Annotated in this window: 20 protein-coding genes; 10 read left to right on the top strand and 10 right to left on the bottom strand. The window is 61.8% G+C overall.

What is annotated here, in order from left to right:
• Positions 1-146: 146 nt before the first annotated feature.
• The 4 genes from ACU688_RS11785 to ACU688_RS11800 all read left to right on the top strand — a co-directional run bounded on the left by ACU688_RS11785 (position 147) and on the right by ACU688_RS11800 (position 6,270).
• Complete coding sequence (locus ACU688_RS11785) at positions 147-1,730, top strand: BCCT family transporter (protein ID WP_448184802.1); 1,584 nt, start codon at positions 147-149, stop codon at positions 1,728-1,730.
• Between the two features lie 84 nt (positions 1,731-1,814).
• Positions 1,815-3,824 (top strand): CocE/NonD family hydrolase, encoded by a 2,010-nt coding sequence (locus ACU688_RS11790; protein WP_448184803.1) that lies wholly within the window; start codon positions 1,815-1,817, stop codon positions 3,822-3,824.
• 233 nt (positions 3,825-4,057) lie between these two features.
• Positions 4,058-5,002 carry a LysR substrate-binding domain-containing protein gene (locus ACU688_RS11795; protein WP_448184804.1) on the top strand — a complete coding sequence of 315 codons (945 nt, stop codon included), beginning with the start codon at positions 4,058-4,060 and terminating at the stop codon, positions 5,000-5,002.
• Positions 4,999-6,270 carry an MFS transporter gene (locus ACU688_RS11800; RefSeq protein ID WP_448184805.1) on the top strand — a complete coding sequence of 424 codons (1,272 nt, stop codon included), beginning with the start codon at positions 4,999-5,001 and terminating at the stop codon, positions 6,268-6,270. The genes ACU688_RS11795 and ACU688_RS11800 overlap by 4 nt, the downstream gene beginning before the upstream one ends.
• A 197-nt stretch (positions 6,271-6,467) precedes the next feature.
• Here ACU688_RS11800 and ACU688_RS11805 read toward each other — a convergent pair whose 3' ends face one another.
• Complete coding sequence (locus ACU688_RS11805) at positions 6,468-7,970, bottom strand: MFS transporter (protein ID WP_448184806.1); 1,503 nt, start codon at positions 7,968-7,970, stop codon at positions 6,468-6,470.
• Positions 7,971-8,083: 113 nt separating this feature from the next.
• Here ACU688_RS11805 and ACU688_RS11810 point away from each other — a divergent pair, with 113 nt between their 5' ends.
• Positions 8,084-8,977, top strand: a complete 894-nt coding sequence (locus ACU688_RS11810) for a LysR family transcriptional regulator (protein WP_448184807.1) — start codon at positions 8,084-8,086, stop codon at positions 8,975-8,977.
• Here the strand turns inward: ACU688_RS11810 and ACU688_RS11815 are convergent.
• On the bottom strand, positions 8,974-10,140 hold the full coding sequence (locus tag ACU688_RS11815) for a catalase family protein (RefSeq protein WP_448184808.1): 1,167 nt from the start codon (positions 10,138-10,140) through the stop codon (positions 8,974-8,976). The genes ACU688_RS11810 and ACU688_RS11815 overlap by 4 nt on opposite strands.
• Positions 10,137-11,945 carry a di-heme-cytochrome C peroxidase gene (locus ACU688_RS11820; protein ID WP_448184809.1) on the bottom strand — a complete coding sequence of 603 codons (1,809 nt, stop codon included), beginning with the start codon at positions 11,943-11,945 and terminating at the stop codon, positions 10,137-10,139. Before ACU688_RS11820 ends, ACU688_RS11815 begins: the two co-directional genes overlap by 4 nt.
• A gap of 246 nt (positions 11,946-12,191) precedes the next feature.
• On the opposite strand from ACU688_RS11820, the gene bamJ reads away from it, so the two are divergent.
• From bamJ to ACU688_RS11840, 4 genes are all read left to right on the top strand, one after another.
• A complete protein-coding gene (bamJ, locus tag ACU688_RS11825; RefSeq protein ID WP_257781788.1) occupies positions 12,192-12,932 on the top strand; it encodes a BamJ family beta-barrel-assembly machinery protein in 741 nt (246 codons plus the stop codon).
• A gap of 309 nt (positions 12,933-13,241) precedes the next feature.
• Entirely contained in the window at positions 13,242-13,700 is a 459-nt protein-coding gene (locus ACU688_RS11830) for a YkvA family protein (protein ID WP_448184810.1), read from the top strand.
• Positions 13,701-13,793: 93 nt separating this feature from the next.
• Positions 13,794-14,135 (top strand): helix-turn-helix domain-containing protein, encoded by a 342-nt coding sequence (locus tag ACU688_RS11835; protein WP_448184811.1) that lies wholly within the window; start codon positions 13,794-13,796, stop codon positions 14,133-14,135.
• A complete protein-coding gene (locus ACU688_RS11840) occupies positions 14,132-14,503 on the top strand; it encodes a hypothetical protein (protein WP_005786715.1) in 372 nt (123 codons plus the stop codon). Before ACU688_RS11835 ends, ACU688_RS11840 begins: the two co-directional genes overlap by 4 nt.
• On the opposite strand, the gene ACU688_RS11845 is transcribed toward ACU688_RS11840, so the two are convergent.
• Positions 14,500-16,266 (bottom strand): bifunctional diguanylate cyclase/phosphodiesterase, encoded by a 1,767-nt coding sequence (locus ACU688_RS11845; RefSeq protein WP_448184812.1) that lies wholly within the window; start codon positions 16,264-16,266, stop codon positions 14,500-14,502. The genes ACU688_RS11840 and ACU688_RS11845 overlap by 4 nt on opposite strands.
• 118 nt (positions 16,267-16,384) lie before the next feature.
• A complete protein-coding gene (locus ACU688_RS11850; RefSeq protein WP_177325310.1) occupies positions 16,385-18,466 on the bottom strand; it encodes a carboxy terminal-processing peptidase in 2,082 nt (693 codons plus the stop codon).
• Between the two features lie 138 nt (positions 18,467-18,604).
• Between ACU688_RS11850 and ACU688_RS11855 the strand changes: the two genes are divergently transcribed.
• Complete coding sequence (locus ACU688_RS11855; RefSeq protein ID WP_448184813.1) at positions 18,605-19,567, top strand: zinc-binding dehydrogenase; 963 nt, start codon at positions 18,605-18,607, stop codon at positions 19,565-19,567.
• A 173-nt stretch (positions 19,568-19,740) separates the two neighbouring features.
• On the opposite strand, the gene ACU688_RS11860 is transcribed toward ACU688_RS11855, so the two are convergent.
• The 5 genes from ACU688_RS11860 to ACU688_RS11880 are packed head-to-tail and all read right to left on the bottom strand — an operon-like array spanning position 19,741 to position 23,837.
• A complete protein-coding gene (locus ACU688_RS11860) occupies positions 19,741-20,394 on the bottom strand; it encodes an HAD family hydrolase (protein ID WP_448184814.1) in 654 nt (217 codons plus the stop codon).
• Between the two features lie 30 nt (positions 20,395-20,424).
• Positions 20,425-21,414 carry an ABC transporter ATP-binding protein gene (locus tag ACU688_RS11865; RefSeq protein WP_207041565.1) on the bottom strand — a complete coding sequence of 330 codons (990 nt, stop codon included), beginning with the start codon at positions 21,412-21,414 and terminating at the stop codon, positions 20,425-20,427.
• A complete protein-coding gene (locus ACU688_RS11870; protein WP_017734815.1) occupies positions 21,411-22,211 on the bottom strand; it encodes an ABC transporter permease in 801 nt (266 codons plus the stop codon). Before ACU688_RS11870 ends, ACU688_RS11865 begins: the two co-directional genes overlap by 4 nt.
• Positions 22,198-23,034 carry an ABC transporter permease gene (locus ACU688_RS11875; RefSeq protein ID WP_017734816.1) on the bottom strand — a complete coding sequence of 279 codons (837 nt, stop codon included), beginning with the start codon at positions 23,032-23,034 and terminating at the stop codon, positions 22,198-22,200. Before ACU688_RS11875 ends, ACU688_RS11870 begins: the two co-directional genes overlap by 14 nt.
• Positions 23,031-23,837, bottom strand: a complete 807-nt coding sequence (locus ACU688_RS11880) for an alkaline phosphatase family protein (protein WP_448184815.1) — start codon at positions 23,835-23,837, stop codon at positions 23,031-23,033. The genes ACU688_RS11875 and ACU688_RS11880 overlap by 4 nt, the downstream gene beginning before the upstream one ends.
• Positions 23,838-23,945: the final 108 nt, after the last annotated feature.

Below are 23,945 nucleotides of genomic sequence, written 5' to 3' on the forward strand. Positions count from 1 at the left end.
GATTGCGCCCCCTGCCGCTTAAACGGTTATCTATAGCCACGCGAAGACTTCCAGGCGAGCTACCGGCAGCAGGACGCTGCGGTGCCCGCTCTCTAACAATGGCCTTTCAAGGCAATAAAAATAGTCTGCAAGGGGAACGGCACTCCATGAAATATCCACTACGTCCGTTGGTGTTCTGGCCAACTTTCCTGATTCTGCTGGCGGCGGTGATCGCCAGCTACATCGACCTGAATGCGTTCCTTGCGGTCAGCAAACAGCTCAATAACCTGATTCTGAAAAACTTCTCCTGGTTGTTCAGCGCCGGCTCGTTTGCCATGGTGGTGCTGACTGCGATCGTGTACTTCTCGGCACTGGGCAAAGTGCGCATCGGCGGTGAAGACGCCCAGCCGTTGCTGAGCAAATGGCGCTGGTTCATGGTGGCGCTATGCACCACGCTGGCGGTCGGTGTGTTGTTCTGGACCACCGCCGAACCGCTCTACCACCTGTACGGCCCGCCCACCAGCCTGCCGATTGAAGCGGGCAGCTCGGCGGCGAAAAGCTTTGCGATGTCGACGATGTTCCTGCACTGGACCATCACCCCGTACGCCATCTACCTGGTGCCGTCCCTGGTATTTGCGCTGGTGTTCTACAACCGCCGCAGCAACTTCTCGATTGGCGCGATGCTCGAACCCTTGCTGGGCGCGGCGCGGGTCAAGCGCTACGCCGGGCTGATCGATACCTTGGCGATGTTCGCCCTGGTCGCCGGCATGGCCTCGTCCCTGGGCACGGGCGCACTGACCCTGGCCGGCGGCCTGAGCCAATACATCGGCGGCGAAACCACGCCGTTCCGTTTGGCGATCATCATCGCAATTATCGTCATCACCTTCGTCGCCTCGGCCGCCAGCGGCCTGCAAAAAGGCATCGTGATGCTGTCCTCGTTCAACACCTGGATCATGCTCGCCCTCGGTTTGTTCGTGCTGCTGTGCGGGCCAACCCTGTACATGTTCAGCCTCGGCGTCGAATCCCTCGGCGTGTACCTCGACACCTTCTTCAGCCGCAGCCTGTTCACCGGCGCCGCCAGTGGCGACACCTGGCCGCAGAGCTGGACGGTGTTCTACTGGTCGGTGTGGTTTGCCTGGGCGCCGGTGAGTGCGCTGTTCCTCGGCAAGATCGGCCGTGGCTACACCGTGCGTGAATTCATCCATATCAACATGCTGTTCCCGGCGCTGTTCACGGCGGTGTGGATCTGCATCTTCTCCGGCACCAGCCTGTACTTCGATGCGCTCGGCGACGGCAGCCTCAACCGCGTGCTCAACGAGCAGGGCGTGGAGCACGTGCTGTACCAGATGTTCCAGCAACTGCCGGCCAGTGGGTTGATGATCGCGTTCCTGCTGTTCGTCGCCTTCATCTCGTTTGTTACTGCGGCGGACTCCAGCACCGACGTGATTGCCAACCTGTGCAGCAAGGGCGTGACCGCCGACTCCGACCTCGACGGCAACCCGATGCTGAAGATTGTCTGGGGCGTGATCATCGGTACGGTGTCGTGGGTGATGGTGTCGTTTATCGGCATCGACGGGGTGAAGATGCTCTCCAATCTCGGCGGTTTGCCGGGGATGATCCTGGTGCTGCTGGCCAGTACCTCGCTGATCTTCTGGCTGAAAAACCCGGCGCTGCTCGATGTGAAAAACCTCAAGCCGGCCACCGATCCCGAGCCGCGCGGCGCCACCCCCGTCGCCGAGTTCGCCCGCTAAATCCTGAAACCTGTGTGTCTCCTCACGCGCTCCCCAGAGAGCGCGGGGGAGCCGTTTGTTTGCAATAAAAGTTTGGAGTTACCGATGGAAATCGTTACCGAATTTGCCTACAAGGTCCGTGAAATCGAACACTGCCTGATCCCCCTGAAGGACGGCACCCAACTGGCCGCGCGCATCTGGCTGCCGGAAGTCGCCGGCCTGCAAACCTTCCCGGCGATCCTCGAATACCTGCCGTACCGCAAGCGCGACGGCACCGCTGTACGCGATGCGCTGACCCACCCGTGGATGGCCGGGCAAGGCTATGTGTGCGTGCGTGTCGACATGCGCGGCAACGGCGAATCCCAAGGGTTGATGGCCGACGAATACCTGTTGCAGGAACAGGACGACGCCCTCGAAGTGATTGAATGGCTGTGCCAGCAGCCGTGGTGCGACGGCAACGTCGGCATGATGGGCATCTCCTGGGGCGGCTTCAACGGCCTGCAAGTCGCGGCGCGCCAGCCCGAGGCGCTGAAGGCGATCATCACCCTGTGCTCCACCGATGACCGCTTCGCCGACGACATCCATTACAAGGGCGGCAACCTGCTGATGGAGAACTTCGGCTGGGCCGCGACCATGCTCAACTTCAGTGCCGCCGTGCCCGACCCACTGCTGGTCGGCGATGAATGGAAAACCCTCTGGCAGCAACGCCTGGACGCCATGCCGCTGCTTGCCGAAACCTGGCTGCAACACCAGACCCGCGATGACTATTGGCGCCACGGCTCGGTGTGCGAGGACTATTCGCAGATCAAGGCGGCGGTGTATGCGGTGGGCGGTTGGGGTGATGCGTACCGCAACACGGTATCGCGCTTGATGCAAAACCTGCCGGGGCCGAAGAAAGCCATGATCGGCCCGTGGATTCACAAATACCCACACTTCGCCGTGCCGAATCCGGCCATCGGCTTCCTGCAAGAGGCCAAACGCTGGTGGGATCACTGGCTGAAGGGCATCGATAATGGGGTGATGGATGACGCAGCCTGCACCTTTTACCTACAGGATCTTCTGCCGCCCCAGGGCAGTTACGCCGAGCGACCAGGCATCTGGGTGCAGACGGCGGGCTGGCCTGATGCGCAGGTGCAGTGGACCGATTTCAGCCTGAGTGCTGGCGGTCTCAACCCCGGCGCAGCACCCTTGGCCGCCGCGAGCAGCGTCTGCTCGCCGTTGACCACCGGCCTGCACCAGGGCGAGTACTGCGCCATCTGGTTTGGCCCCGACGGCCCTACTGATCAGCGCCGTGATGATGCGAATTCGCTGTGTTTCGACTCCCAGCCGCTGAGCGAACCCCTCGCGTTGCTCGGCGATGCGCGCCTCACATTGCGCCTGGCCAGTGACACCGATTGTGGGCAGCTGGTCGCACGTCTGAACGCCATCGCACCGGACGGGCAAGTCACGCAGGTCAGTTATGCCGTGCTCAATCTCACGCTTCGTGAGGGCTTTTCCTACGTATCGCCCGTAGTCCCCGGTGCACCGATGGACGTGCAGTTAAACCTCGACCACATCGGCATGCGCATCCCGGCCGGCTACCGTTTGCGCCTGGCCCTGAGTACCGCGAGTTTCCCGTTGCTGTGGCCGAGTCGCGAACTGACCACCCTGACCTTGTTGCCCGGCCTGCAAAGCCTGCAACTGCCAGTGTTTACCGGCGAAGCGGTGGCGTGCCCGTTCGAAGCGCCGCAAGCCGCTCCGCCGGCCAACCTGGAAGTGCTGCGCGCCGCCGCGCCGAAGCGCACCCTGATCGAAGACGTGGGCAGTGGCGAGGTCTGCGTGAAGATCGAAGACGACCTGGGTGCGGTGCGTTTTACCGACCACGGCCTGGCGGTGGACCAGCGTTGCACCGAGCAATACCGCACCTTGCCCTGGGACCCGTTGTCCACCCGCGCCGATATCGAGTGGCACTACCGGGTGGGTCGCGATGAATGGGCCGTTGAGGTGGAAAGCCGCCTGAGCGTGAGCGCCGATGCCGAGTGGTTCTACGTCGAAGCCGAGCAGACCGCCTGGGAAAATGGCCAGTTGGAACACCGCCGCCAGTGGAGCAAACGCGTGGCCAGGGTCGCGCTGTGAGTGGGCAACTGGCAGGATGTTTGCCCACGTGATCCCCAATGCCAGTCAGTCAAGAACGAACGCTGTACCTGTGGCGAGGGAGCTTGCTCCCGCTGGGTCGCGAAGCGGCCCCGCTTTTTAGCTAAATAGCTGGGACTGCTGCGCAGTCCAACGGGAGCAAGCTCCCTCGCCACGGGTTACTTTTTTGCTGGCTGACTGGCGTCAAGGGCCTGTCTCTGCCATTGGAATCCTTCATGTCGCGCCGAAACGTCGATCTTCCTCCGCTCAATTGCTTGCAGACCTTCGAAGCGGCCGCCCGGCATTTGAGCTTTACCCAGGCCGCCCATGAACTGAACCTGACCCAAAGCGCGGTCAGCCGCCAGGTCAAACGCCTGGAAGAAGACCTCGCTCGCCCCTTGTTTTATCGCTTGGCCCAGGGCCTTAGCCTCACGCCGGCCGGGGTGCGCTATTTCCGTACGATCCAGCGCCTGCTGCGCGAACTCGACCGTGAATCCGCCGAGTTGCGCCGGCGCGGTGCCGACCGCCAGTTGACCCTGGCCAGCACGCCGACCATCAGCTCGATCTGGCTGGCCGGCTTGCTGCCGGACTTCCAGCGCGAACACCCGGACCTGGACATCCGCATCCTGTGCAGCGAAAGCCCCAACCACCTGGATGTCAGCGAATATGACCTGGGCCTGTTCTACCACCTCGACGAGCTGCCGGCGCCCCACGGCCTGGAGCTGTCGCCGGTATTCGACAACGAACAGGTCATCACCGTGTGCAGCCCGGCTTATATCGAGCGCCACGGCCCGATTCACGACGTGCAACACCTGCTGCACGCCCACACGTTGCTGATCGTCGAAGACCACTACCACGACTGGCTGACCTGGACCGACTGGTGCGCCGACGCCGACGCTCACTATCACACCCCGCGCCATGCGTTGCGCACCAACAGCTATCAACTGTTGATGCAGTCGGCGGTGATGGGCCACGGCGTGGCCCTCGGCTGGAAGAGCCTGCTCGCCGGCGAACTGGACGCGGGGCGCCTGCAAATGGCCTTGCCCCACACCATGCACAGCCGTGGCCGCCTGCACCTGATGCAACCCCATCACCGCAACCCGCCCTCGGCGGCGCGCAGTTTTCGCCAATGGCTGCTGGCCCATGCCAGCCGCTTGAACAATCCCCCTGAGCCCTCATGAACCTGACATTCCTGACCTTTCCCGCGCTGTACAGCGCGACCATTTTGATGCTCACCGGCAACGGTCTGTTTTTTAGCTTTATCGGCCTGCGCCTGAGCAGCGAGGGCATCAACGAGGTCTGGATCGGTGCGCTGACGGCGGCGTATTACGGCGGCATGGTGTGTGGCGCCAAGTTCGGCCACCGCATGATTGCCGGGGTCGGGCATGTGCGTTCGTATGTGGCCTGCGCCGGCGTCGCCACCATCATCGTGTTGCTGCATGTGCTGTTCGAGCAACTGGAGTTCTGGCTGGCGCTGCGGTTTGTGATGGGCCTGGTGATGATGAACCAGTACATGGTCATCGAAAGCTGGCTCAACGAGCAGGCGGAAAACAACCAGCGCGGCGCGGTATTCGCCGGGTACATGGTGGCGGTGTCGCTGGGCCTGATGCTGGGGCAGGGCGTGTTGATCTGGCGCCCGGAGCTGGACTTCAAGCCGCTGATCATCGTCGCGATCTGCTTTGCCGCGTGCCTGTTGCCGGTGACCATGACCAAGCGCCTGCACCCGGCCAAGCTGGTGGCGGCGCCGCTGGAAGTGGGGTTTTTCTGGCGACGGGTGCCCCAGGCGCTGACCACGGTGTTTGTCACCGGCCTGATGGTCGGCGCGTTTTATGCGCTGGCCCCGGTGTTCGCCACGCGCAACGGCTTGAGCACCGCCGAGGCCAGTACCTTTGTCGCAGTGTCGATTTTTGCCGGGCTGTGCGGCCAGTGGCCCATCGGCTGGCTGTCGGACCGCATTGATCGCTCGCGCTTGATTCGTGCGTGCGCCCTGGCCTTGGGCTTGGTAGTGATTCCGCTGTGGGGCCTGGTGCAACTGCCCTACGCACTGCTGCTGGTGTTCGGTTTTCTCAGCGGCTTGCTGCTGTTCACCCTCTACCCGCTGGCGGTGGCGCTGGCCAATGACAACGTCGAACAACCGCGACGTGTGCCATTGAGCGCGATGATGCTCGCCACCCACGGCATCGGTGCCAGCCTGGGGCCGATGCTCAGTGGCGCGTTGATGAACAGCTACGGCCACGGCGCGTTCTACATGCTGTTTTCGGCCTGCGCGCTGCTGTTGATCTGGCGGGTGCAGCCGAAAAAAGTCACCGGCGAATACCTGGTCGAAGGCGCGCCGTTGCATCACGTGGCCATGCCTGAACACCCAATGGGCGCGGTGCTGGACCCACGGGTGGATGAGATCCCCGAGGAGTTGGTGATCAGCGAACCGGCGCCTGATACCAAGGCCTGACGGCTACTTGGCTTTCTTCTTGCGCGGCTGGCGCGTGGCCAGGTGCTCGAAGCAAAAGGCGGCGGTGCCGAAGACGGCGATCAGGGTCAGTACGAGCATGCCGAGGGTTGAACTTTCCACGGTGAATTCCTACGTGATGGAGTAGGTATTCACCGTAGAGGTGCGGCGAAAACGCCTCAATAGATCCGACGCAATCCTTACGGCGCCGGGTTCATTGTTACGCAGTCTTTACGCCGTTCAGGCTGTTGGCGCCCGAGGAAGAGATAGACGATCACTGCCGTCAGCGCGGTGAACACCGCCAGCACTTGCAACAAGGTATTGAACCCGGCGGTGTAGGCAGCGCGCAGTTTCGCTATGGGAATTTGTCCCGTCTGTTGCAGGTCACCCATAACCAGATGTTGTGCCAACCGTGACAGGTCTTCCGGCGCCAGGCTGCTGTTGAGCCCCAAGTGATGCGCCACCAGCGCGCTCAACACCGCCACGGTAATCGCCAGTGCCACGCCTTCGCCGGCCACGCGGGTGGTGTTGAAAATCCCCGCCGCCATGCCCGCTTGTTCCTTGGGCACCACGCTGATCGACAGGCCGTCCATCAAGCCCCACGGCACCGCCGTGCCCAGGCCGATCAGCAGCAGGGCGGCGATAAGCTGGGTGTGCGCGTCGGCGGGAAGGGTACTTAACCGAAAAAGCCCAGCGGCGGCGATCAAAAATCCTACGGTACACAGGCGCCCGGCCGACACCCAGCGGGTCAACGACGCCGCCAGCATCGGCACCAGCAGCATGGGCGCCGACAGGGCGAGCATGCGCAGTCCTGCGTCGAAGGCACTCAGGCCCTCGACGCCGATAAAGCGGATCGGCAGCAACACCACCAACACGATAAAGCAGTAGCAGGTGCCGATTGGCAGGATCTGCACGCCGACGAAGCGCGGAAAACGCAACAGCCGCAGCTCCAGCATCGGCTGTTTGGCGCGTGTTTCTACCCAGGCAAACACCCCGGCGAGCACCACCGACCCGCCGAGCAGCGTTTGGATCAAGGGCGCGTTCCAGCCGTGCCCTGGGGCGAGAATCACGGCACTGGTGAAGGCAATCAAGAGACCCGAGAACGCCAGTACACCGGGTGTGTCCAGGTGCTGCGCGTGGGGGTTACGGCTTTCCCGCAGGTTCGGCACGGCAAACACCAGGGACACCAGCGCCAGCAGCGCGGTGAACAGAAAGATCCCGCGCCAGCCCATCCACTCGATCAGCACACCCGACAGCAATGGGCCGAAAGCAAGGCCTACGCCAAACGTGGTGCCCAACAGGCTGAACGCCCGGGTGCGCGCATGGCCGTCGAACTCCTGCGCCAGCGCGGCCGTCCCACCGGCCAAGGCGGCAGCGGCGGCGATGCCTTGGGCGCCGCGCAGCACATCCAGCCACAACACACTGGGCGCCACCGCCAGCAGCAGGGAGACTGCGGCAAACAAGCCCATGCCGCCAATGAACAAGCGCTTGCGTCCATAGCGGTCGGCGAGGGTGCCTGCGGCCATCAGCAGGCTGCCGAAACTGAGCATGAACGCATTGGTGATCCACGCCAGTTCAGTGGGCGTGGCGGCAAAGGCCCGGCCAATGAACGGCGTGGCCACGGCGCCGCCGGTAAAACTCATCGGCAAGACCAATGCGGCCAGGCAAATCGCCGCGAGGATGGTGTAGCGCTGGGGGTGCATGGCATCCGTCCTTTATCGTCCAGTTGAAGTCCTGAATAATCTATTCAGGATGCAATCGTAGATAAACAGGCTTACCTTCCACTGATAGCGGACAAAAAGGACGTAATGGATCAATGGACAGCCTGGGTGGTGTAATTTCCTTCGTCAAAACGGCAGAGGCCCTCAGTTTTGTTGCGGCCGCGCGGAGCCTGGGGATTTCCGCGTCGGCAGTCGGTAAAAACGTCGCCAAGCTGGAAGCGTCGCTGAATGTGCGGTTGCTGCAGCGCAGCACGCGCAAAGTCAGCCTGACGGCAGAAGGGCAATTGTTTTACGAGCGCTGTCGCAAAATCCTCGACGACTTGCAGGATGCGCAGGCCATGCTCTCCCATGTGGTCCAGCAACCCCGTGGCAAGTTGCGGGTGAGTTTGCCCACCATTGGCTATCGCTTCCTCATGCCGCACATGGCGGCGTTCCGCAGCGCCTACCCGGAGGTTGAGCTGGAGCTGGATTTCAACGACCTGCTGGTGGATGTGATCGAGGAGGGCATCGATGTGGCGATCCGCAGCGGTGGCCTGGCGGATTCGAAGTTGATGGCGCGTCGGCTCGGGCCGTTCAGGTTTCTGCTGTGTGCGTCGCCGGAATATTTCCAGCGCCATGGCCGGCCGCTGGCGGTGCAAGACCTGGAGCACCACGCGTGCCTGCGTTATCGGTTTGCCACCACCGGCAAAATCATGGACTGGACCCTGGCCGCCGACCCCGCATTCACCGGGCTACGCCTGCCCACGGCGATGACCCTGAACAACATGGAAGCCATGCTCATGGCCGCCGTCGATGGGCACGGCATTGCCTTTGTCCCGGACTTTCTCGCCCGCGAGGCCTTGGCCCAGGGGCGCCTGCACAGCGTGCTGGATGAGCAGTGCAGCGATCAGGGACAGTTCTGGGCGTTGTGGCCGTCCAGCCGTCACCTGTCGCCGAAAATCCGCGTGTTCGTGGACTTTATTGCCGAGCGCCTGTTTCCCTCAAGCTAAGGCGCGTTGCGGCTGTGGCGGTAATCGCTGACGGCCTCGTACACCGCTTTGCGCAACCGGTTGATACCGCCGATGGGGCGGTGCTGCGCAACGCCGAACCACGGGTTGAAGGACTGGTTGTCACACGCCAGGTTCTGCTCGGGGGTGTCGAAATCCTGCGCCGGTATGCGGATTTTCGCCACGGTTTCGTAGGGCGCGTCGCTCTCTTTCCACTCGATGCTGGTGTCTTCGATCGGCATGAATTTCTGCGGGTTCTGCCGCTGGATCTGCAACACAAAACAGGCTGCGACGCGGTCGGTGGACAACTGCTGATTCAACGCGCTGCGCAGGAAGTTCGGCAGGTCCTGGTTCTGTTTCGGCAGCACGTATTGCGGGCAGTTCTGCGCATCGGGTGCGACGCGGAACTTGGCATTCGCCGCGCCGAACTTGTAGGGCGAGACGGAAAAGTACGTGGTCTGTGTCGGGCTGGCCGGAGCCGGCGCCAGGGTGGCCAGGGCGATAAACAGGTGACGCACCTGCCAGCTGCGCGGGTCGACCTTGGGGAAAAACGCCAGGACCTTTTTGCCATCCGCCTGGGCGCCGATGTTCTGCGCGTATTCCGCCACGTCACTGACAAAAAAGTTGGGGTGGCTGAACATCACAAAATCTTGTTCGCTGCGGTTTTGCTGGTCGGCCAGCAGTTGTTTGCCCGGCACATCCAGCAGCTTGAGGGCCATGCCGCGCGCATCGCGGATGCTGTCGAACTGCGGGTAGGCGTTGCCGTTGGACAAGCGCATCGTCGCCTGCCAGGTCTTGCCCGGTTCGGCGAACACGCCTTGGCGCAGCGCCGGGTCGAGGTCCGCGAGCACGCTGACTTCTGCCTTCACACAGCCATGGGCCTTGGCGTGGGCATCGCGCAGGTAGCGCGTGCCTTCACGGTGCTGGTCAACGATGCGCACCGCGGTCTGGATGATGCCTTGGGTCATCGCGGCTTCGCCTGCCGGAATCTGCTCATCCGGCGATACCGGGCCACTGTGTTGCCAGGCGTACCAGGCGGTGGCGCCGAGCCAGCCGAGCAGGCCGAGGCCCACCAGCCAGAGGAGTGTTTTGCCGAGAAACGCGCCGATGCGCAGCCACAGGCGCGCGAGCAGGGAAGGGCGGTCGTAGGGGGATCGAATCATCATGGCAGTTGTTGCTCCAGCGGGCCGCCTAGCACTTTGAGGTATTCCAGCAACGCCCAACGTTCCTGCGGCAGCAAGCCACGGCCGATGACGCCATTGCCACGCTGGCCGGCACGGAATTCGTGGCCGCTGTTGTGGTTGCCGGTGATTTTGGTATCGAACAGGAACGCATTCTTGAACGCGCCGGTCTGGAAGCCGAGGTGGCGCGGATCGTAGTCGAAGGTGCCTTTATAGAAGGTGGTACTGCGTTCGTCCTGGGGCGACAGCAATTGGTAGATCGTCGGCACCGAGCCGTTGTGCAGGAACGGCGGTGTGGCCCACACACCGGCCAGTGGCCGTGCCTTGTAGGCGCGCAACTCGCGCACGCCGATGGGCAGGCCGTAGCCGTCCAGGCGCGGACGCTCGGCCGGAGTGACGCCGGCGGCGCGGTAGGCATGCTCTTCGACGAATGCGGTGACGTAGGCCAGGCCCTTGGCCACGGACATTTTTTTCAGGTCCAGGGGTTCGCTCGGCGTCGGGTGCAGTTGCACATTCAGCTGGGCCAGTTCGGCCGGGTCCCATTGCAGGGCGCTGAGGTCGTAGCGTTGGTTGGCGATGTTGTTGGCGGTGCCGGGGTCGGTGCCGATGTAGTCCACCGGGAGCATTTTCAGTTGCTGCACCGGACGGCCGTTTTCCTGGGTGACGCTGGGGACGTGGCAGCCGGCGCAGTTTTCGGCGAAGAGTGCGCGGCCTTGGGCGGCGAGGGTTTTGTCTACCGCGCCGAACAGTTCTTCGGGCCAGATCGGAGGCTTGAGGCGTTGCAGGGTTTCTTCGATCAGGTTGAGGTCACGCACGCGCACGCTGGACGGGTAGCGCGCATCGCCTTGCAGGGGTTGGCCGGCGCTGTCGAAAAAGCTCAGGGTCGCTCCGACGCCGAGGGCTTCGCCGATATTGCGCGCCATGGGTTGCTGGGCTGAACCGTTCCATTGCACCCAGTCGAAGGTCCAGATATCCCACAACTGTGGGTAGTCCACTGGTGCGTTGGCGATGCGATAGTTATCCGGGGAAATCGCGTCGCCGAAGCTGGCATTGGCGATGCGGCCGAACGCGTCGGTCCGGCCGGGGCCTTCCTGGGTAGGGTAGAGGCCGCGGTGGGTGTCGTTCCAGGCGACTTTGAGGAAGGTGTTCAGCGACTGCTTGAAGTCCTGGCGCAGTTGGCTGTGCTCGGCGTCGTAGCGATCGCCCAATACCTGGCGGGCGAAACGCTCGAATTTCCACGGGTTGTAATAGGTTGCGGTGAGGCTGGCGACCAGGGCTTGGCCGAAGCTGCCACCGCGCAGGGTCGGTACGCTGGACGGCAGCACATGCTGGGCCGAACCGCCGTCGATGCGCAGGGCCTGGCCTTTGAAATGCAGCTCGCCGGTGTGGCAGGCGGCGCAGGTTATGTCCAGGTATTCGGCACTGTTGCCGGCGTTCTGGTGACGGGCGAAACCCACCGGCAGGTTGCCGGGGTTTTGCGCGGTGGCGACTTGCTTGGGGTCCACCAGGAAGCCGAAGCGCGCCAGGTACTCGGGCGTGGCGAAACGCTGCTCGGAAAACGGCAGTTCGAGGGCGGTGAACCAGTCGTAGTGCAGGCCTTTGACCTGGGTGCCTTGGGGCGTGAAGTAATAGGTCTGGCGGTCGGCAGCACTCCATTGATCGCCATAGTGCACCTGCTGCACGGCCACATAGTCCGGCAGCTTGGGGTTGACGATGTAATAGAGCACCACGGCCAGGACCAGCCCCAGTGCCGCGAGAATCAGCAGTAAAACACGGGAAAAAATGCGCAAGATAACTATCCTTGTCGAGTTGTCGCGTTGTTATGCCACTACGCCACAGGTGCGGCAAGTGGCCATGAGCCCGGAACAGGCGGTCCCGCGATCCTTCGCGGGCCCTCATCATGAATGAAAATGCTTTTAAACACGTGAACTTATCGAAAGTTTGTGGCTCACATGCCGGTAGCCATTGGTCGTGGCCGCCTGATAAGCTCGCGACTTTATTCGAATGCCCTTTAGGCGCATGAACAAGGAAATAGCATGAAACAGCATCGGTTGGCGGCGGCGGTGGCCCTGGTTAGCCTGGTACTTGCGGGTTGTGATTCGCAGACCAGCGTAGAGCTGAAAACCCCGGCGCAGAAAGCTTCCTACGGCATCGGCCTGAACATGGGCAAGAGCCTGGCCCAAGAAGGCATGGATGACCTGGACTCCAAAGCAGTAGCCCAAGGCATCGAAGACGCCGTCGGCAAGAAAGAGCAGAAGCTCAAAGACGACGAACTGGTTGAAGCGTTTGCCGCACTGCAAAAGCGTGCTGAAGAACGCATGACCAAGATGAGCCAAGAGTCGGCAGCCGCCGGCAAGAAGTTCCTCGAAGACAACGCCAAGAAAGACGGCGTCGTCACCACCGCTACCGGTCTGCAGTACAAGATCACCAAGAAAGCCGACGGCGCACAGCCTAAGCCGACTGACGTGGTGACTGTTCACTACACCGGCAAGCTCACCAACGGCACCACCTTTGACAGCTCCGTGGACCGCGGTAGCCCGATTGACCTGCCGGTCAGCGGTGTGATCCCGGGTTGGGTCGAAGGCCTGCAACTGATGCACGTAGGCGAGAAGGTCGAGTTGTACATTCCGTCCGACCTGGCCTACGGCGAGCAGAGCCCGAGCCCGGCGATTCCAGCCAACTCCGTGCTGGTATTCGACCTGGAACTGCTGGCCATCAAGGACCCAGCCAAGGCTGAAGCCCCTGAGGCACCTGCTGCACCAGCCGCCAAGAAGTAATCGGCGCCTGAACACACAACGCCCCGTCTCGACGGGGCGTTGTTGTTTCTGGGAGGTGCATATTGATCCCACAGATCCGAGCGAACGTCTGTAGCAGGCAACAGTCTGATATAACGTGCCGGTGTGGGTAGCCGCACAGCAACACCAAGTCAATGAAATATTGGGTTTTTTTTATGTGCGCAAAAAATGCCCGATCTGACTGTAAGCCTTGTAATCCGTGGCTTTCAGCCTGCAAAACAGGCTCTGTTCACAAGGTTATCCACAATTTGTGTGGATAACATTTCTGTTCGCCTGGAACTGGAGTGACCTATGAAACCACCCTTCAATTTCACCCGCTTCTTGCCCATGGCGGCACGTCTGCTGGGCCGTGGGCGTTTGCCTACGCTGCTCTTCGCGGTTGCCGCCAAGGGCTCGAGCCAGGGCAATCGCCTGGGCAAGCTCAAGGATGATCTCAAGTTGCTCCAGGCCCTATGCCTGGCCTACTGGCGCGGCGAATACCGGGCCATCAGCCCGAAGGCGCTGATCTCGGTAGTGGCGGGGTTGATGTATTTTCTCAGCCCGATCGATGCGATCCCGGACTTTATCCCGATGTTCGGCATGCTCGACGACATTGCCGTGCTGGCATGGGTCATGAAGACCCTGGACGGCGAACTGAGCGCCTTTCGCGTCTGGCGTGAGGCGCAACGCCCGGAAAAGCTCGCGGTGGTTGAGCGGCTACCTGCGACGCCTGCGCTGCTGGCCAGGGAAAACCCGCAAAAAAACCAATGACGGTTATATCCCCCTACGACCTTTGTGACTGTTAGGATTACACTCCTAAGGAAAGAGCTTACTAAGTAAGTGCAGTTATCCTACGGGGCAGTCATGGATATTCAGATAATTTCGCGCGATGGCGCACCCGAGTACGCGGTGTTGCCATGGGACCAGTACCAGGCGCTGCTAAAAGCTGCCGGTCAGCAACAACCCGCAACACCTCCTTCTGTTTCTCCTGCCCAAGCCGCACCGGCCCAGGACTTGCGCCCGCTCGCAGACCTGCGCGGCTTGCGCGAAGCCAAGGGCCTGGCGATTGAGACGCTGGCCCGCACCGTGGGCATCAGCCCGTCGTACCTTGGATTGATCGAAAGTGGTGAACGCCAGCCGGATGCCGCGATCCGCCGCAGCCTGGCCTGGGAATTGGGCGTTGCAGGTTGGAGGGATGAATCTTGAGCCTACGTATCAGCCGTCAACACTGGGATGGGTTACTCAACGAACTGGACCAGGCGCGCCGCCAGCGCCATCTGCTGACGTACCGCGCGTTGCTGGAGCGTTTGCAGTTCCCCACACCGGCCATGCAAACCCTGGCTGCCGCGCTGGAACACCTGGCGGCACTGGACGCCAAGGCCGAGCAGCCGCTGCGCAGTTCCCTGGTGATCAGCCAGGGCGCCAGCCGCCTGCCGCGTACTGGCTTCTTTGAATGCGTGGAGCGCCTGGGGCGCTTCAGCGGGCCGTCCGACGGCGTGGCCGCCGCGTCTTGGCACGCGTCGGAAGTGGTGCGGGTGTTCGAGTACGAGTACCCGGAATCGGCCGAGGCCTAGACCTGCGGCACTGCGTCCATGCTGTCGATCACGTGGATGCTGTAGCCGGCCACGTCCTTGGCATGGTGCTTGGCCTGCGACGCCAACTCTGCCAACTGGCTGGCATCGAGTTGTCCACAGGCCTGTGGATACAAATGCACGACGCCGATAGACAGCGACAGCAACGCAAACTCCTGGCGTACGCCCTGGCGGTTCAGTGCCACGAAGCAGCCGGCGTCAAGGTGCTCGGCGCGGTAGAAACGCCGGCATTGGGTGTGGAAGTCATCCAGCAGTTGATTGAGGCGCTTGCGCCAATCCTGCGGCCCCAATACAAGCAAGAAATCATCGCCACCGATATGCCCGACAAAGTCGCGGCTGGGATCGACCCGATCGTTCAGGCACTGCGCCAGGCACAGCAACACCTCATCCCCACGCCCGTAGCCGTAGATATCGTTGAACGGCTTGAAGCTGTCGATATCCACGTAGCAAATCACCGATTCGCGCTGCTGTTGCAGCAGCCGCGTCAGGCATTGCTGGATCGGCACGTTGCCGGGTAGCAAGGTCAGCGGGTTGGCGTAGCGCGCCTGCTGGATTTTCAGTTCGGTGATCAGCTTGAGTACGTCGATCACCCGCCCCAGGCCCAGGTAATCGCCATTGAGGGTGATGATGAAATCTTCTTCGATACGCTGCCGTGCGCGGCTGGTCAGCAGGCGGCTGACTTGTTGCAGCGACTGGCTCAATTCCACCGCGAGGAAGTCATTGCTCATCAAGCGGCTGATGGGTTTGCGCGCAAACAGGTCGGTGGCGAATGGCTTGAGCAGCGCGTCCGACAGCGAATGCCGGTGGACGATGCCCACGGGGTGGCCGCGCCCGTCCAGCACCGCCAGCGAGTTGAGGTTGGCCTGGCGGCGGAACGCTTCCAGGACCTGGGCGGTGGCGGTGTCCTGGTCCACCGCCGGTTGTTCGTTGAGCAGGGCACTGAGGTCGCTGCCTTCGTCGTTCAGGGCCACGTTGGCACTGTCGGGCTTGGGCAGCATCAGGCGCGCTTCCTGCGGCGGATGTTCCTGGGGACGACAGAGCAAGTAGCCTTGCACCAGGTCCACGCCCATCTCGGTCAACACCGCCAGCTCTTCCGGCAACTCGATACCTTCGGCAATCACCTGGGCGCGCGAAGCCTTGGCGATTTGCAGGATCGAGCCGACAAACTCGCGCTTGAGCGCATCCTGGTGAATGCCATCGATAAAGTGCCGGTCGATCTTCACGTAATCCGGGCGCAGTTCCGACCACAAGCGCAGGCTGGAATAGCCGGCGCCGAGGTCATCCAGGGCAATCGAAAAACCCATGTTGCGGTAGTGATGCAACGCGGTTTGCAACAGGTCGAAATCGTCGGTGGGGGTCTGCTCGGTGAGCTCGATCACCACCTGGCTTGGCGCAATGCCATAGTCGCGCAGCAATTGCAGGGTGCGCCCCGGCTGGTGCGCGGTCTCCATCAGGGATTCCGGCGAGACATTGAGGAACAGCATGCCCGGCAGCTTCTGTTCGCTGAAGCGCCGGCACGCGCTTTCGCGGCAGGCCATTTCCAATTCGCTGAGGCGCCCCGCCTGGCCGGCCACCGAGAACAATGCGACGGGGGAGTGCAGCGGACTGTTGGACGGGCCGCGGCTGAGGGCTTCATAGCCGAGGATGCGCCGTTCGGACAGGCAGATGATCGGTTGGAACAGGCTGTGCAAACTGCCTTGAGCCAGGATTGAGCCCAATGCATTCAGCTGTTCGGTCATGGTCATGGCGATCTCGATCGAAAAAAAAGGACCGCGGGCGGTAAGCCAGCGGTCCTTTATTTCACGACAGAATGATGTCTATATGATGACAGCTCGGGGAGCGGTCACATTAAATCGCCATCATTTACTGCTTGGCCACCTGTTTGCTGATCTTCAGGTAGTCCAGCAGGATCCGGCCTGTCTCAGCCATGTAGGCGTCGTCTTCCGGCTTGGTTTTGTCCGCCTCGGTTGGCAGCGCGTCTTCATCTTCTTTCTTCAGCTCTTTGAGCGGGTCTTCGCCCTTGGCCTTGCGGCGGGCGTTTTCCAGCACCAGCTGTTGATTTTCGATGTCTGCATGCTGCTTGCGACGATCCACTTCGTTGAGGCTGACGGATTTTTCTTCCATCAGCTTCTTGGCCAGGGCCAGCTTGTCGCGGATAAACACGAACTCGGCATCCTTGGCGGAGCGCGTTTCGTGGTCAGCCTTCAACTGCGCCAGGAACGGCTTGAACGGGTCCGACGCCGGCTTGATCGCCGGGCGGATGGTGTCCCACGGCATGGCTTCTGGCAGGGCGCTTTCGCCGATTTCCTTGGTGTCGATGATCGACGGGAAATCGATGTCCGGCAGTACGCCCTGATGCTGGGTGCTCTGCCCGGAAACCCGGTAGAACTTGGCCAGGGTCAGTTTCAGTTCGCCATGGTTCAGCGGCTGGATGGTCTGCACGGTGCCTTTGCCGAAGGTCTGGCCGCCGATGATCAGCGCGCGGTGATAATCCTGCATGGCACCGGCGAAAATCTCCGAAGCCGACGCCGAGAGGCGGTTGACCAGCAACGCCATCGGGCCTTTATAGAAGGCACCCGGGTTCTCGTCTTCCAGCACGTCGACACGGCCGTCAGCGTTGCGTACCAACACGGTCGGGCCCTTGTCGATAAACAGGCTGGTCAGCTCGGTGGCTTCCTGCAGGGAGCCGCCGCCGTTGTTGCGCAGGTCGATGACCACGCCGTCGACTTTTTCCTTCTGCAGCTCTGTGAGGATTTTCTTCACGTCGCGGGTGGTGGACTTGTAGTCCGGGTCGCCAGCGCGGAAGGCCTTGAAGTCCAGGTAGAACGCCGGGATCTCAATCACGCCCAGCTTGTAGTCCTTGCCATCCTGCTTGAGGTTGAGGACTTTCTTCTGCACGGCCTGGTCTTCGAGCTTCACCGCTTCACGGGTGATGGACACGATCTTGCTGGTCTGGTCGTTGGGCGCATTGGTGTGCGGAATCACTTCCAGACGCACCACGCTGCCTTTCGGCCCACGGATCAGCTTGACCACTTCGTCCAGGCGCCAGCCGACCACATCGACCATCTCTTTGTCGGCCTGGGCCACACCGATGATCTTGTCAGCCGGGGCGACCTGCTTGGTCTTGTCTGCCGGACCTGCCGGCACCAGGCGCACGATCTTCACCTGGTCGTTGTCGCTTTGCAGGACGGCACCGATGCCTTCCAGGGACAGACTCATATTGATATCGAAATTTTCCGCGTTATCTGGCGACAGATAATTGGTGTGCGGGTCGTAGGACATCGCGAAGGTGTTGATGTAAGCCTGGAAGATATCTTCGGCACGGGTCTGGTCCAGGCGCGCCAGTTGATTCTTGTAGCGCTTGGTCAGCAGTTCCTGGATCGCCTTGGGCTCTTTGCCGGCGATCTTCAGGCGCAGCACCTCGTCCTTGACGCGTTTGCGCCACAGGTCGTCGAGAGCGGCGGTGCTGGTCAGCCAAGGGGCGTCCTTGCGGTCCACCAGAAGGGTTTCCTTCTCGGTGAAGTCGAGCTTGTCGACGCCTTTGTTCAGCTCGGCCAAGGCGAAGTCCAGACGCGCTTTGACGCGGTCCAGGTAACGCTTGTAGATGGTGAAGCCGGGTTGCAGGTCGCCGCTCTTGAGGAAGTCGTCGAACTGCGTCTTCCACTTGTCGAACTCAGCGATATCGCTGGCCAGGAAGTAGCTGCGCGACGGGTCCAGCAGCTTGAGGTAGCTGTCGTAGATGATCACTGAGCGAGCGTCGTCGAGCGGCGGCTTGCTGTAGTGATGGCGCTTGAGCAACTCGACAACGTTAAGGCTGGCAATCACCTCATCGCGATCCGGCTGAAGGTTGTCCCAGCTGTTGGCTGCGAACGTATTGGTCGACATCGACGCGAAGCCGAGACCAATGAAAAGAGCGAGTGCGGTGCTGGGGAACAAATGCTTCATGCTGATTCGACGCGGGGGCAATTGATAACGCATATTAGGCCGTCTTTGAGGGAGCCGGTTCCATATGGTCCGGTCGCATAATGCAAAAAGCCCGGCGCTACAGCTACGGGCTCAGTCCAGACTCACTATGGAGGCACTGTGAAAGCATTGCAAGGCGTTGACGGTCACGTGGCGTGGTTGGAAGAAGCCAGTCCTACCTGTGATGTAGGCCAAGTTCGCATTCGTGTGGCGGCAGCGGGCCTGAATCGCGCCGATTTATTACAGCGTGCGGGGCTCTATCCGCCGCCTCCGGGGGCCAGCGCCGTGTTGGGCCTGGAGTGTTCCGGGGTGATCAGCGAAGTGGGCGCGGGCTCGTCCTGGCAAGTCGGCGACCGCGTCTGCGCGCTGCTGGCCGGCGGCGGCATGGCCGAAGAAGTGGTGGTGGACGCGCGCCATGTGCTGCCGGTGCCGGAAGGCTTGTCGCTGGTCGAAGCGGCGGCGTTGCCTGAGGTGTACAGCACGGCGTGGCTGAATCTGTTCCAGCTCGCGGCCCTCAAGCCCGGTGAGAAAGTCTTGCTGCATGCCGGCGCCAGTGGCGTGGGCTCGGCGGCGATCCAGCTGTGCAAGGCGTTTGGCAGCCCGTGCTGGGTCAGCGTCGGCTCGGCCGAGCGCCTGACCTACTGCGAGGCCCTGGGCGCCCAGGGCGGGGTGGTGCGTACCGATGGGATTGAAGGGCTGCGGGATTTCGGGCCGTTCGATGTGATCCTCGACCCGGTGGGTGGCGACTATGCGGCGCTGGACCTCAAGCTGCTGGCCCTGGACGGTCGGTGGGTGTTGATCGGTTTGATGGGCGGTCGCGAGGCCAAGCTGGACCTGGCGCAGGTGCTGGGCAAGCGCGTGCAGTTGCTGGGCTCGACCTTGCGTAGTCGCAGTGATCAGTTCAAGGCGGACCTGCTCAGTGACTTGAGCCAGCATGTGTGGCCGTTGTTTGTTGAAGGGCGCCTGAGCCCGCAATTGGCCAAGACCTTCCCGATCAAGGATGCCGAGGCGGCGTTTGCCGAGCTGGCGACCAACCAGATTTCCGGGAAGTTGGTGCTGGTGATCGACGAAAGCCTGACCTGACTCCAACTTGAAATACAGTCAATGTGGGAGCTGGCTTGTCGGGTCGCCGCATCGCTGCGATAGCGGTACATCAGTGAAGAATTCTTCATCTGACACACCGCTATCGCAGCGATGCGGCGACCCGACAAGCCAGCTCCCACAGTTGATTGGGTTTCCAATTCAGAAGGGGGTGATCAGATCCAGTGGTGGATTGGCCAGCCAGCTTGTTCCGCATGGGCACGTAACACCGGATCGGGGTTTACCACCTGCGGATGATCCACCTTCAACAGCAACGGCAGATCATTCCGCGAATCCGAATAGAAATACGCACCCTCCAACGTCTCATCTTCCTGTTCCAACCATTCCAGCAGACGCGTGATCTTGCCTTCACGGTAAGTCAGCACCCCCACAGTACGCCCGCTGTACACGCCATGGCTGATGTCCAACTCGATCCCCAACACTTCATCAATGCCAATCCGCGCCGCAATCGGCTTGACCAGATGGACGCCGGACGCCGAGATCACCAGGATGCGGTCGCCATTGGCCCGATGGCGGGCGATGGTCTTGGTGGCGTCGCTGTAGATCAGCGGCTCGATCACGTCCTCGACCCACGGCTCCACCAGGTGTTCGATTTCTGCCGGGGTGCGGCCGATCATGGGCTCCAGGCTGAAGTCCATGAAGTCTTCCATCTTGAGTTCGCCCCGGCTGTAGGCGGCCATCAGCTCATGGTTCTTGCGCATGAACGACTCCGGGTCTACCCAGCCCAGGCGGCCCATCTGCTCGCTCCACAGGGTGGCGCAGTCGCCGTGGATAAGGGTGTCGTCCAGATCGAAAATTACCAATGCCATCCGTCATGCTCTCTGAAATAAAACGTTGCGTCAGGCTACTTCACACAGGGCGCTTGGGTCGATGGAAAGTGCCAGGCGTTGCCCGTCCGGGTGCAGGTCGTCGGCCGAGCGGTTGAGCACGTCCACCACCAGTTCCACGCCGCGCGCTTCGATGCGGTAGCGGATCACGTTGCCCAGCAGGCTGTGGCTGCGCACCAGTGCGTCCAGCTCGCCGTTGCGGCTCAGTTCGATGGCTTCCGGGCGGATCGCGATACGGCTGTTGATCGGGCGTTGCAGCAGCAGGCTGGCCTTGTCGGCGTCCAGAAGGTTGTAGTTGCCGATAAAACCGGCCGCGAACACATCCACCGGCGCGGTATACAGCGTCTCTGCATCGCCGCTCTGCACTATCTTGCCCTGATTCATCAGGAAGATGCGGTCGGACATGGTCAGGGCTTCTTCCTGGTCATGGGTCACGAAGATCGTGGTCAGCCCCAGCTCGCGCTGGATCTGGCGGATCTGTTCACGCAGGTGCTTGCGGATCCGCGCATCCAGCGCCGACAGTGGTTCATCCAGCAACAGTAGGCGCGGGCGGGTTACCAGGGAGCGGGCGAGGGCCACGCGCTGGCACTGGCCACCGGACATCTGGTGCGGGTAACGGCCGGCGAGGTCCTTGAGTTCCACCAGTTGCAGCACTTCCTGCACGCGCTGGTGGCTGTCGTCGGCGTTGACCTTCTGCATGCGCAGGCCGAAGGCGACGTTTTGTTCCACAGTCATGTTGGGGAACAGTGCATAGCTCTGGAACACCATGCCGATGTGACGTTTCTGCGGGCTCAGCGGGACGATGTCCTGGCCATCCAGCAGAATTTTCCCGCTGTCCACCGAGGTCAGCCCGGCGATGCAACGCAGCAGCGTGGACTTGCCGCAACCGGACGGGCCGAGCAGGGTGACGAACTCGCCCTTGGCAATCTCGCAGTTGATATCACTGAACACCGGGGTGCCGGCGTAGCCTTTTTGCAGGTGTTGGACGCTGACGAAGCTCATTGGCTTTTGTCCTTGTTCAAGATATTGGCGGCCCAGGTCAGCACCAGCACAAAGAAGAAGTAGGAAATCACGACGGCGCTGGTGAAGTGGCCGCTGCTGTTGCGCATGTTGTTGAGGTACACCTGCAGGGTTTCGTAGCGGGTGCCCACCAGAATGTTGGCAAACACGAACTCACCGAACAGGAACGAAAACGACAGCAGCAGCGCCACCATCAGGCCTTTGCGCAGGTTTGGCAGCACGACGAAGATCGCCGCCTGCCAAGTGCTGGCGCCCAGCAGTTGGGAGGCGTCCATCAGGTCGCGCAGGTTGATGGCTTGCAGGTTATTGGTGATCGCCCGGTACATGAACGGCAACGCCACGGTGAAGTAGCAGCCGATCAGAATCCACGGCGTGCCCACCATCGCCAACGGCCCGGAACCGTACAGTTGCAACAGGCCCACCGACGACACCACCGGCGGCACTGCGAAGGGCAGCAGGATCAGGATGTTCATCAACGCGTCGAGCTTCGGGAAGTGGTAGTGCACCACGAACAGCAGCGGCAGGATCAGCACCACCGACAGGATCAGCGCCCCCACGCACACCAGCAACGACTGCCCGAAGGCCATCAGGAAGCGCGGGTCGCTCCACAGTTGCACGTACCATTTCACGGTAAAGCCGGCGGGCAGGATAGTTGCCGACCAGCTACTGGCGATGGAGTAAACGAAGGTGCCCACCAGCGGCAGCACGAGGATTGCAAACAACAGCCACACCACCACCCGATGGTAGAGAGCGGCCGGGCCGGCTTCAGCGCGAGACATGGTAGCTCCTCTTGAGCAGCAATTGATGGACCACGGTGACCACGGTCATCAGCGCCACCAGCACCACGGCCAGGGCGCTGGCCATGTTCGGGTCGAGGGACACATCGCCGGACACCAGGCCCGCGATGCGGATCGGCAGCACGTTGAAGTTGCCGGTGGTCAACGCGTACACCGTGGCATAGGCACCAAGGGCATTGGCCAGCAGTATCACGAACGTGCCAAGCAAGGCCGGCGTGAGCACCGGCAAGCCGATATGCCGCCAGAACTGCCAGCCACTCGCACCGAGCAGCGCGGCCGACTCCCGCCAGTCTTCGCGCAGCGCGTCAAAGGCCGGGTAGAGCAACAGCACGCCCAGCGGAATCTGGAAGTAGGTATAGAGGATGATCAAGCCGGTCTTGGAGTACAGGTTGAAGTCCTGAATGATCCCCGCCTGTTTCAGCATGATGGTGATGCTGCCGTTGAAGCCCAGCAGAATGATGAACGCGAAGGCCAGGGGCACGCCGGCAAAGTTGCTGGTCATGTTGGCAAAGGCGGTGACGAAGTTGCGCAGCGGCGAGTCGACCCGGCGCAGCGAGTAGCTGCCGAGGGTGGCGATGATGATGCCGAAGACGCTGGAGTAGAAACTGATCTCCAGGCTGTACTGGATGGCTTGCAGGTAGAACTTCGAGCTGAAGATGCGCACGAAGTTTTCCAGGCCCCAGCCGGCCTCTTCGGTTTGCAGGCTGTTGATCAGCACCCACGCCAGCGGGGCGATTTCAAACACGATAAAGAACAACGCGAAAGGCACCAGGCACAACAGCGCCAGCCATTTGCCACGGGTCATTTCAACAGCTCCCGGCACACAGGTTTGTCGTGGGGCACACCCAGCAGTTCGCAGACAGTGCCGCACAGTTCGGTCTGTTTCGGCGCGGCGTTGGCGTCGAGGCTGAACGCGTCACCGAGGACAAACAGCGGTACTTCGCGTTCCTCCGGCAACAGGCCGTTGTGGGAACGGTCGTTGTTCATGCCATGGTCGGCGGTCACCAGCACCTGGTAGCCGGCGTCGAGCCAGGCTTGCAGGTAGTCGGCCAGGATGATGTCGGCCGAGCGCGCGCTGTTGCGGTATTGCGCGGTGTCGAGGCCGTGCTTGTGGCCGGCGTCGTCGATGTTCATCGGGTGCACCACGAGGAAGTTCGGCGCGTGTTTACGGCGCAGGCTTTCGGCGTCGGCAAACAGGTGGGAATCCGGGTAGTGGTCATTCCAGTAGAAATGCCCGTGCTGGATCGCCAGGGCCTTGTCGTCGGTATGACGATCACGGGCGGCGAGGAAGGGCGTGCGGTTATACAACTCGCTGACCCAGTGGTAAGCCGCCGCCGCCGTGGTGAGGCCGGCGTCGGTGGCGTAATGGAAAATGCTGCGCTGGTTGGACAGGCGCGAGACATTGTTGTGCACGATGCCGCTCTGGATCGGTGGCACGCCGGTGAGGATGCATTCATACAACGGGCGGGACAGGGCGGGCAATTCACATTCCAGCTTGTAGAGGGCGGCGCGTCCTGCGCCGACATAGGCCTGCAAGTGCCCCATGGCGTGCCGGGCAACCTCGAAGTTCAGGCCGTCGAGCACGACGAGGATGACATTGTGCTTCATGGGGGTTGGAGCTCCGCAACAGTAGGCTTGACTCAATCTCTCTGAAACAACCGGGTCAAATTGTGGGAGCTGGCTTGCCTGCGATAGCGGTGTATCAGTCGACACACA

The sequence above is a fragment of the Pseudomonas acericola (SeqCode) genome, from assembly GCF_053456465.1.

Excerpts from the sequence above, each read along its gene's own strand:
- ACU688_RS11785 (WP_448184802.1), top strand. The coding sequence starts at position 147 with ATGAAATATCCACTACGTCCGTTGGTGTTCTGGCCAACTTTCCTGATT.
- ACU688_RS11845 (WP_448184812.1), bottom strand. The coding sequence starts at position 16,266 with ATGACCATGACCGAACAGCTGAATGCATTGGGCTCAATCCTGGCTCAA.
- ACU688_RS11810 (WP_448184807.1), top strand. The coding sequence starts at position 8,084 with ATGGACAGCCTGGGTGGTGTAATTTCCTTCGTCAAAACGGCAGAGGCC.
- ACU688_RS11790 (WP_448184803.1), top strand. The coding sequence starts at position 1,815 with ATGGAAATCGTTACCGAATTTGCCTACAAGGTCCGTGAAATCGAACAC.
- ACU688_RS11835 (WP_448184811.1), top strand. The coding sequence starts at position 13,794 with ATGGATATTCAGATAATTTCGCGCGATGGCGCACCCGAGTACGCGGTG.
- ACU688_RS11850 (WP_177325310.1), bottom strand. The coding sequence starts at position 18,466 with ATGAAGCATTTGTTCCCCAGCACCGCACTCGCTCTTTTCATTGGTCTC.
- ACU688_RS11870 (WP_017734815.1), bottom strand. The coding sequence starts at position 22,211 with ATGTCTCGCGCTGAAGCCGGCCCGGCCGCTCTCTACCATCGGGTGGTG.
- ACU688_RS11865 (WP_207041565.1), bottom strand. The coding sequence starts at position 21,414 with ATGAGCTTCGTCAGCGTCCAACACCTGCAAAAAGGCTACGCCGGCACC.
- ACU688_RS11815 (WP_448184808.1), bottom strand. The coding sequence starts at position 10,140 with ATGATGATTCGATCCCCCTACGACCGCCCTTCCCTGCTCGCGCGCCTG.
- bamJ (WP_257781788.1), top strand. The coding sequence starts at position 12,192 with ATGAAACAGCATCGGTTGGCGGCGGCGGTGGCCCTGGTTAGCCTGGTA.
- ACU688_RS11800 (WP_448184805.1), top strand. The coding sequence starts at position 4,999 with ATGAACCTGACATTCCTGACCTTTCCCGCGCTGTACAGCGCGACCATT.
- ACU688_RS11860 (WP_448184814.1), bottom strand. The coding sequence starts at position 20,394 with ATGGCATTGGTAATTTTCGATCTGGACGACACCCTTATCCACGGCGAC.
- ACU688_RS11830 (WP_448184810.1), top strand. The coding sequence starts at position 13,242 with ATGAAACCACCCTTCAATTTCACCCGCTTCTTGCCCATGGCGGCACGT.
- ACU688_RS11880 (WP_448184815.1), bottom strand. The coding sequence starts at position 23,837 with ATGAAGCACAATGTCATCCTCGTCGTGCTCGACGGCCTGAACTTCGAG.
- ACU688_RS11805 (WP_448184806.1), bottom strand. The coding sequence starts at position 7,970 with ATGCACCCCCAGCGCTACACCATCCTCGCGGCGATTTGCCTGGCCGCA.
- ACU688_RS11875 (WP_017734816.1), bottom strand. The coding sequence starts at position 23,034 with ATGACCCGTGGCAAATGGCTGGCGCTGTTGTGCCTGGTGCCTTTCGCG.
- ACU688_RS11795 (WP_448184804.1), top strand. The coding sequence starts at position 4,058 with ATGTCGCGCCGAAACGTCGATCTTCCTCCGCTCAATTGCTTGCAGACC.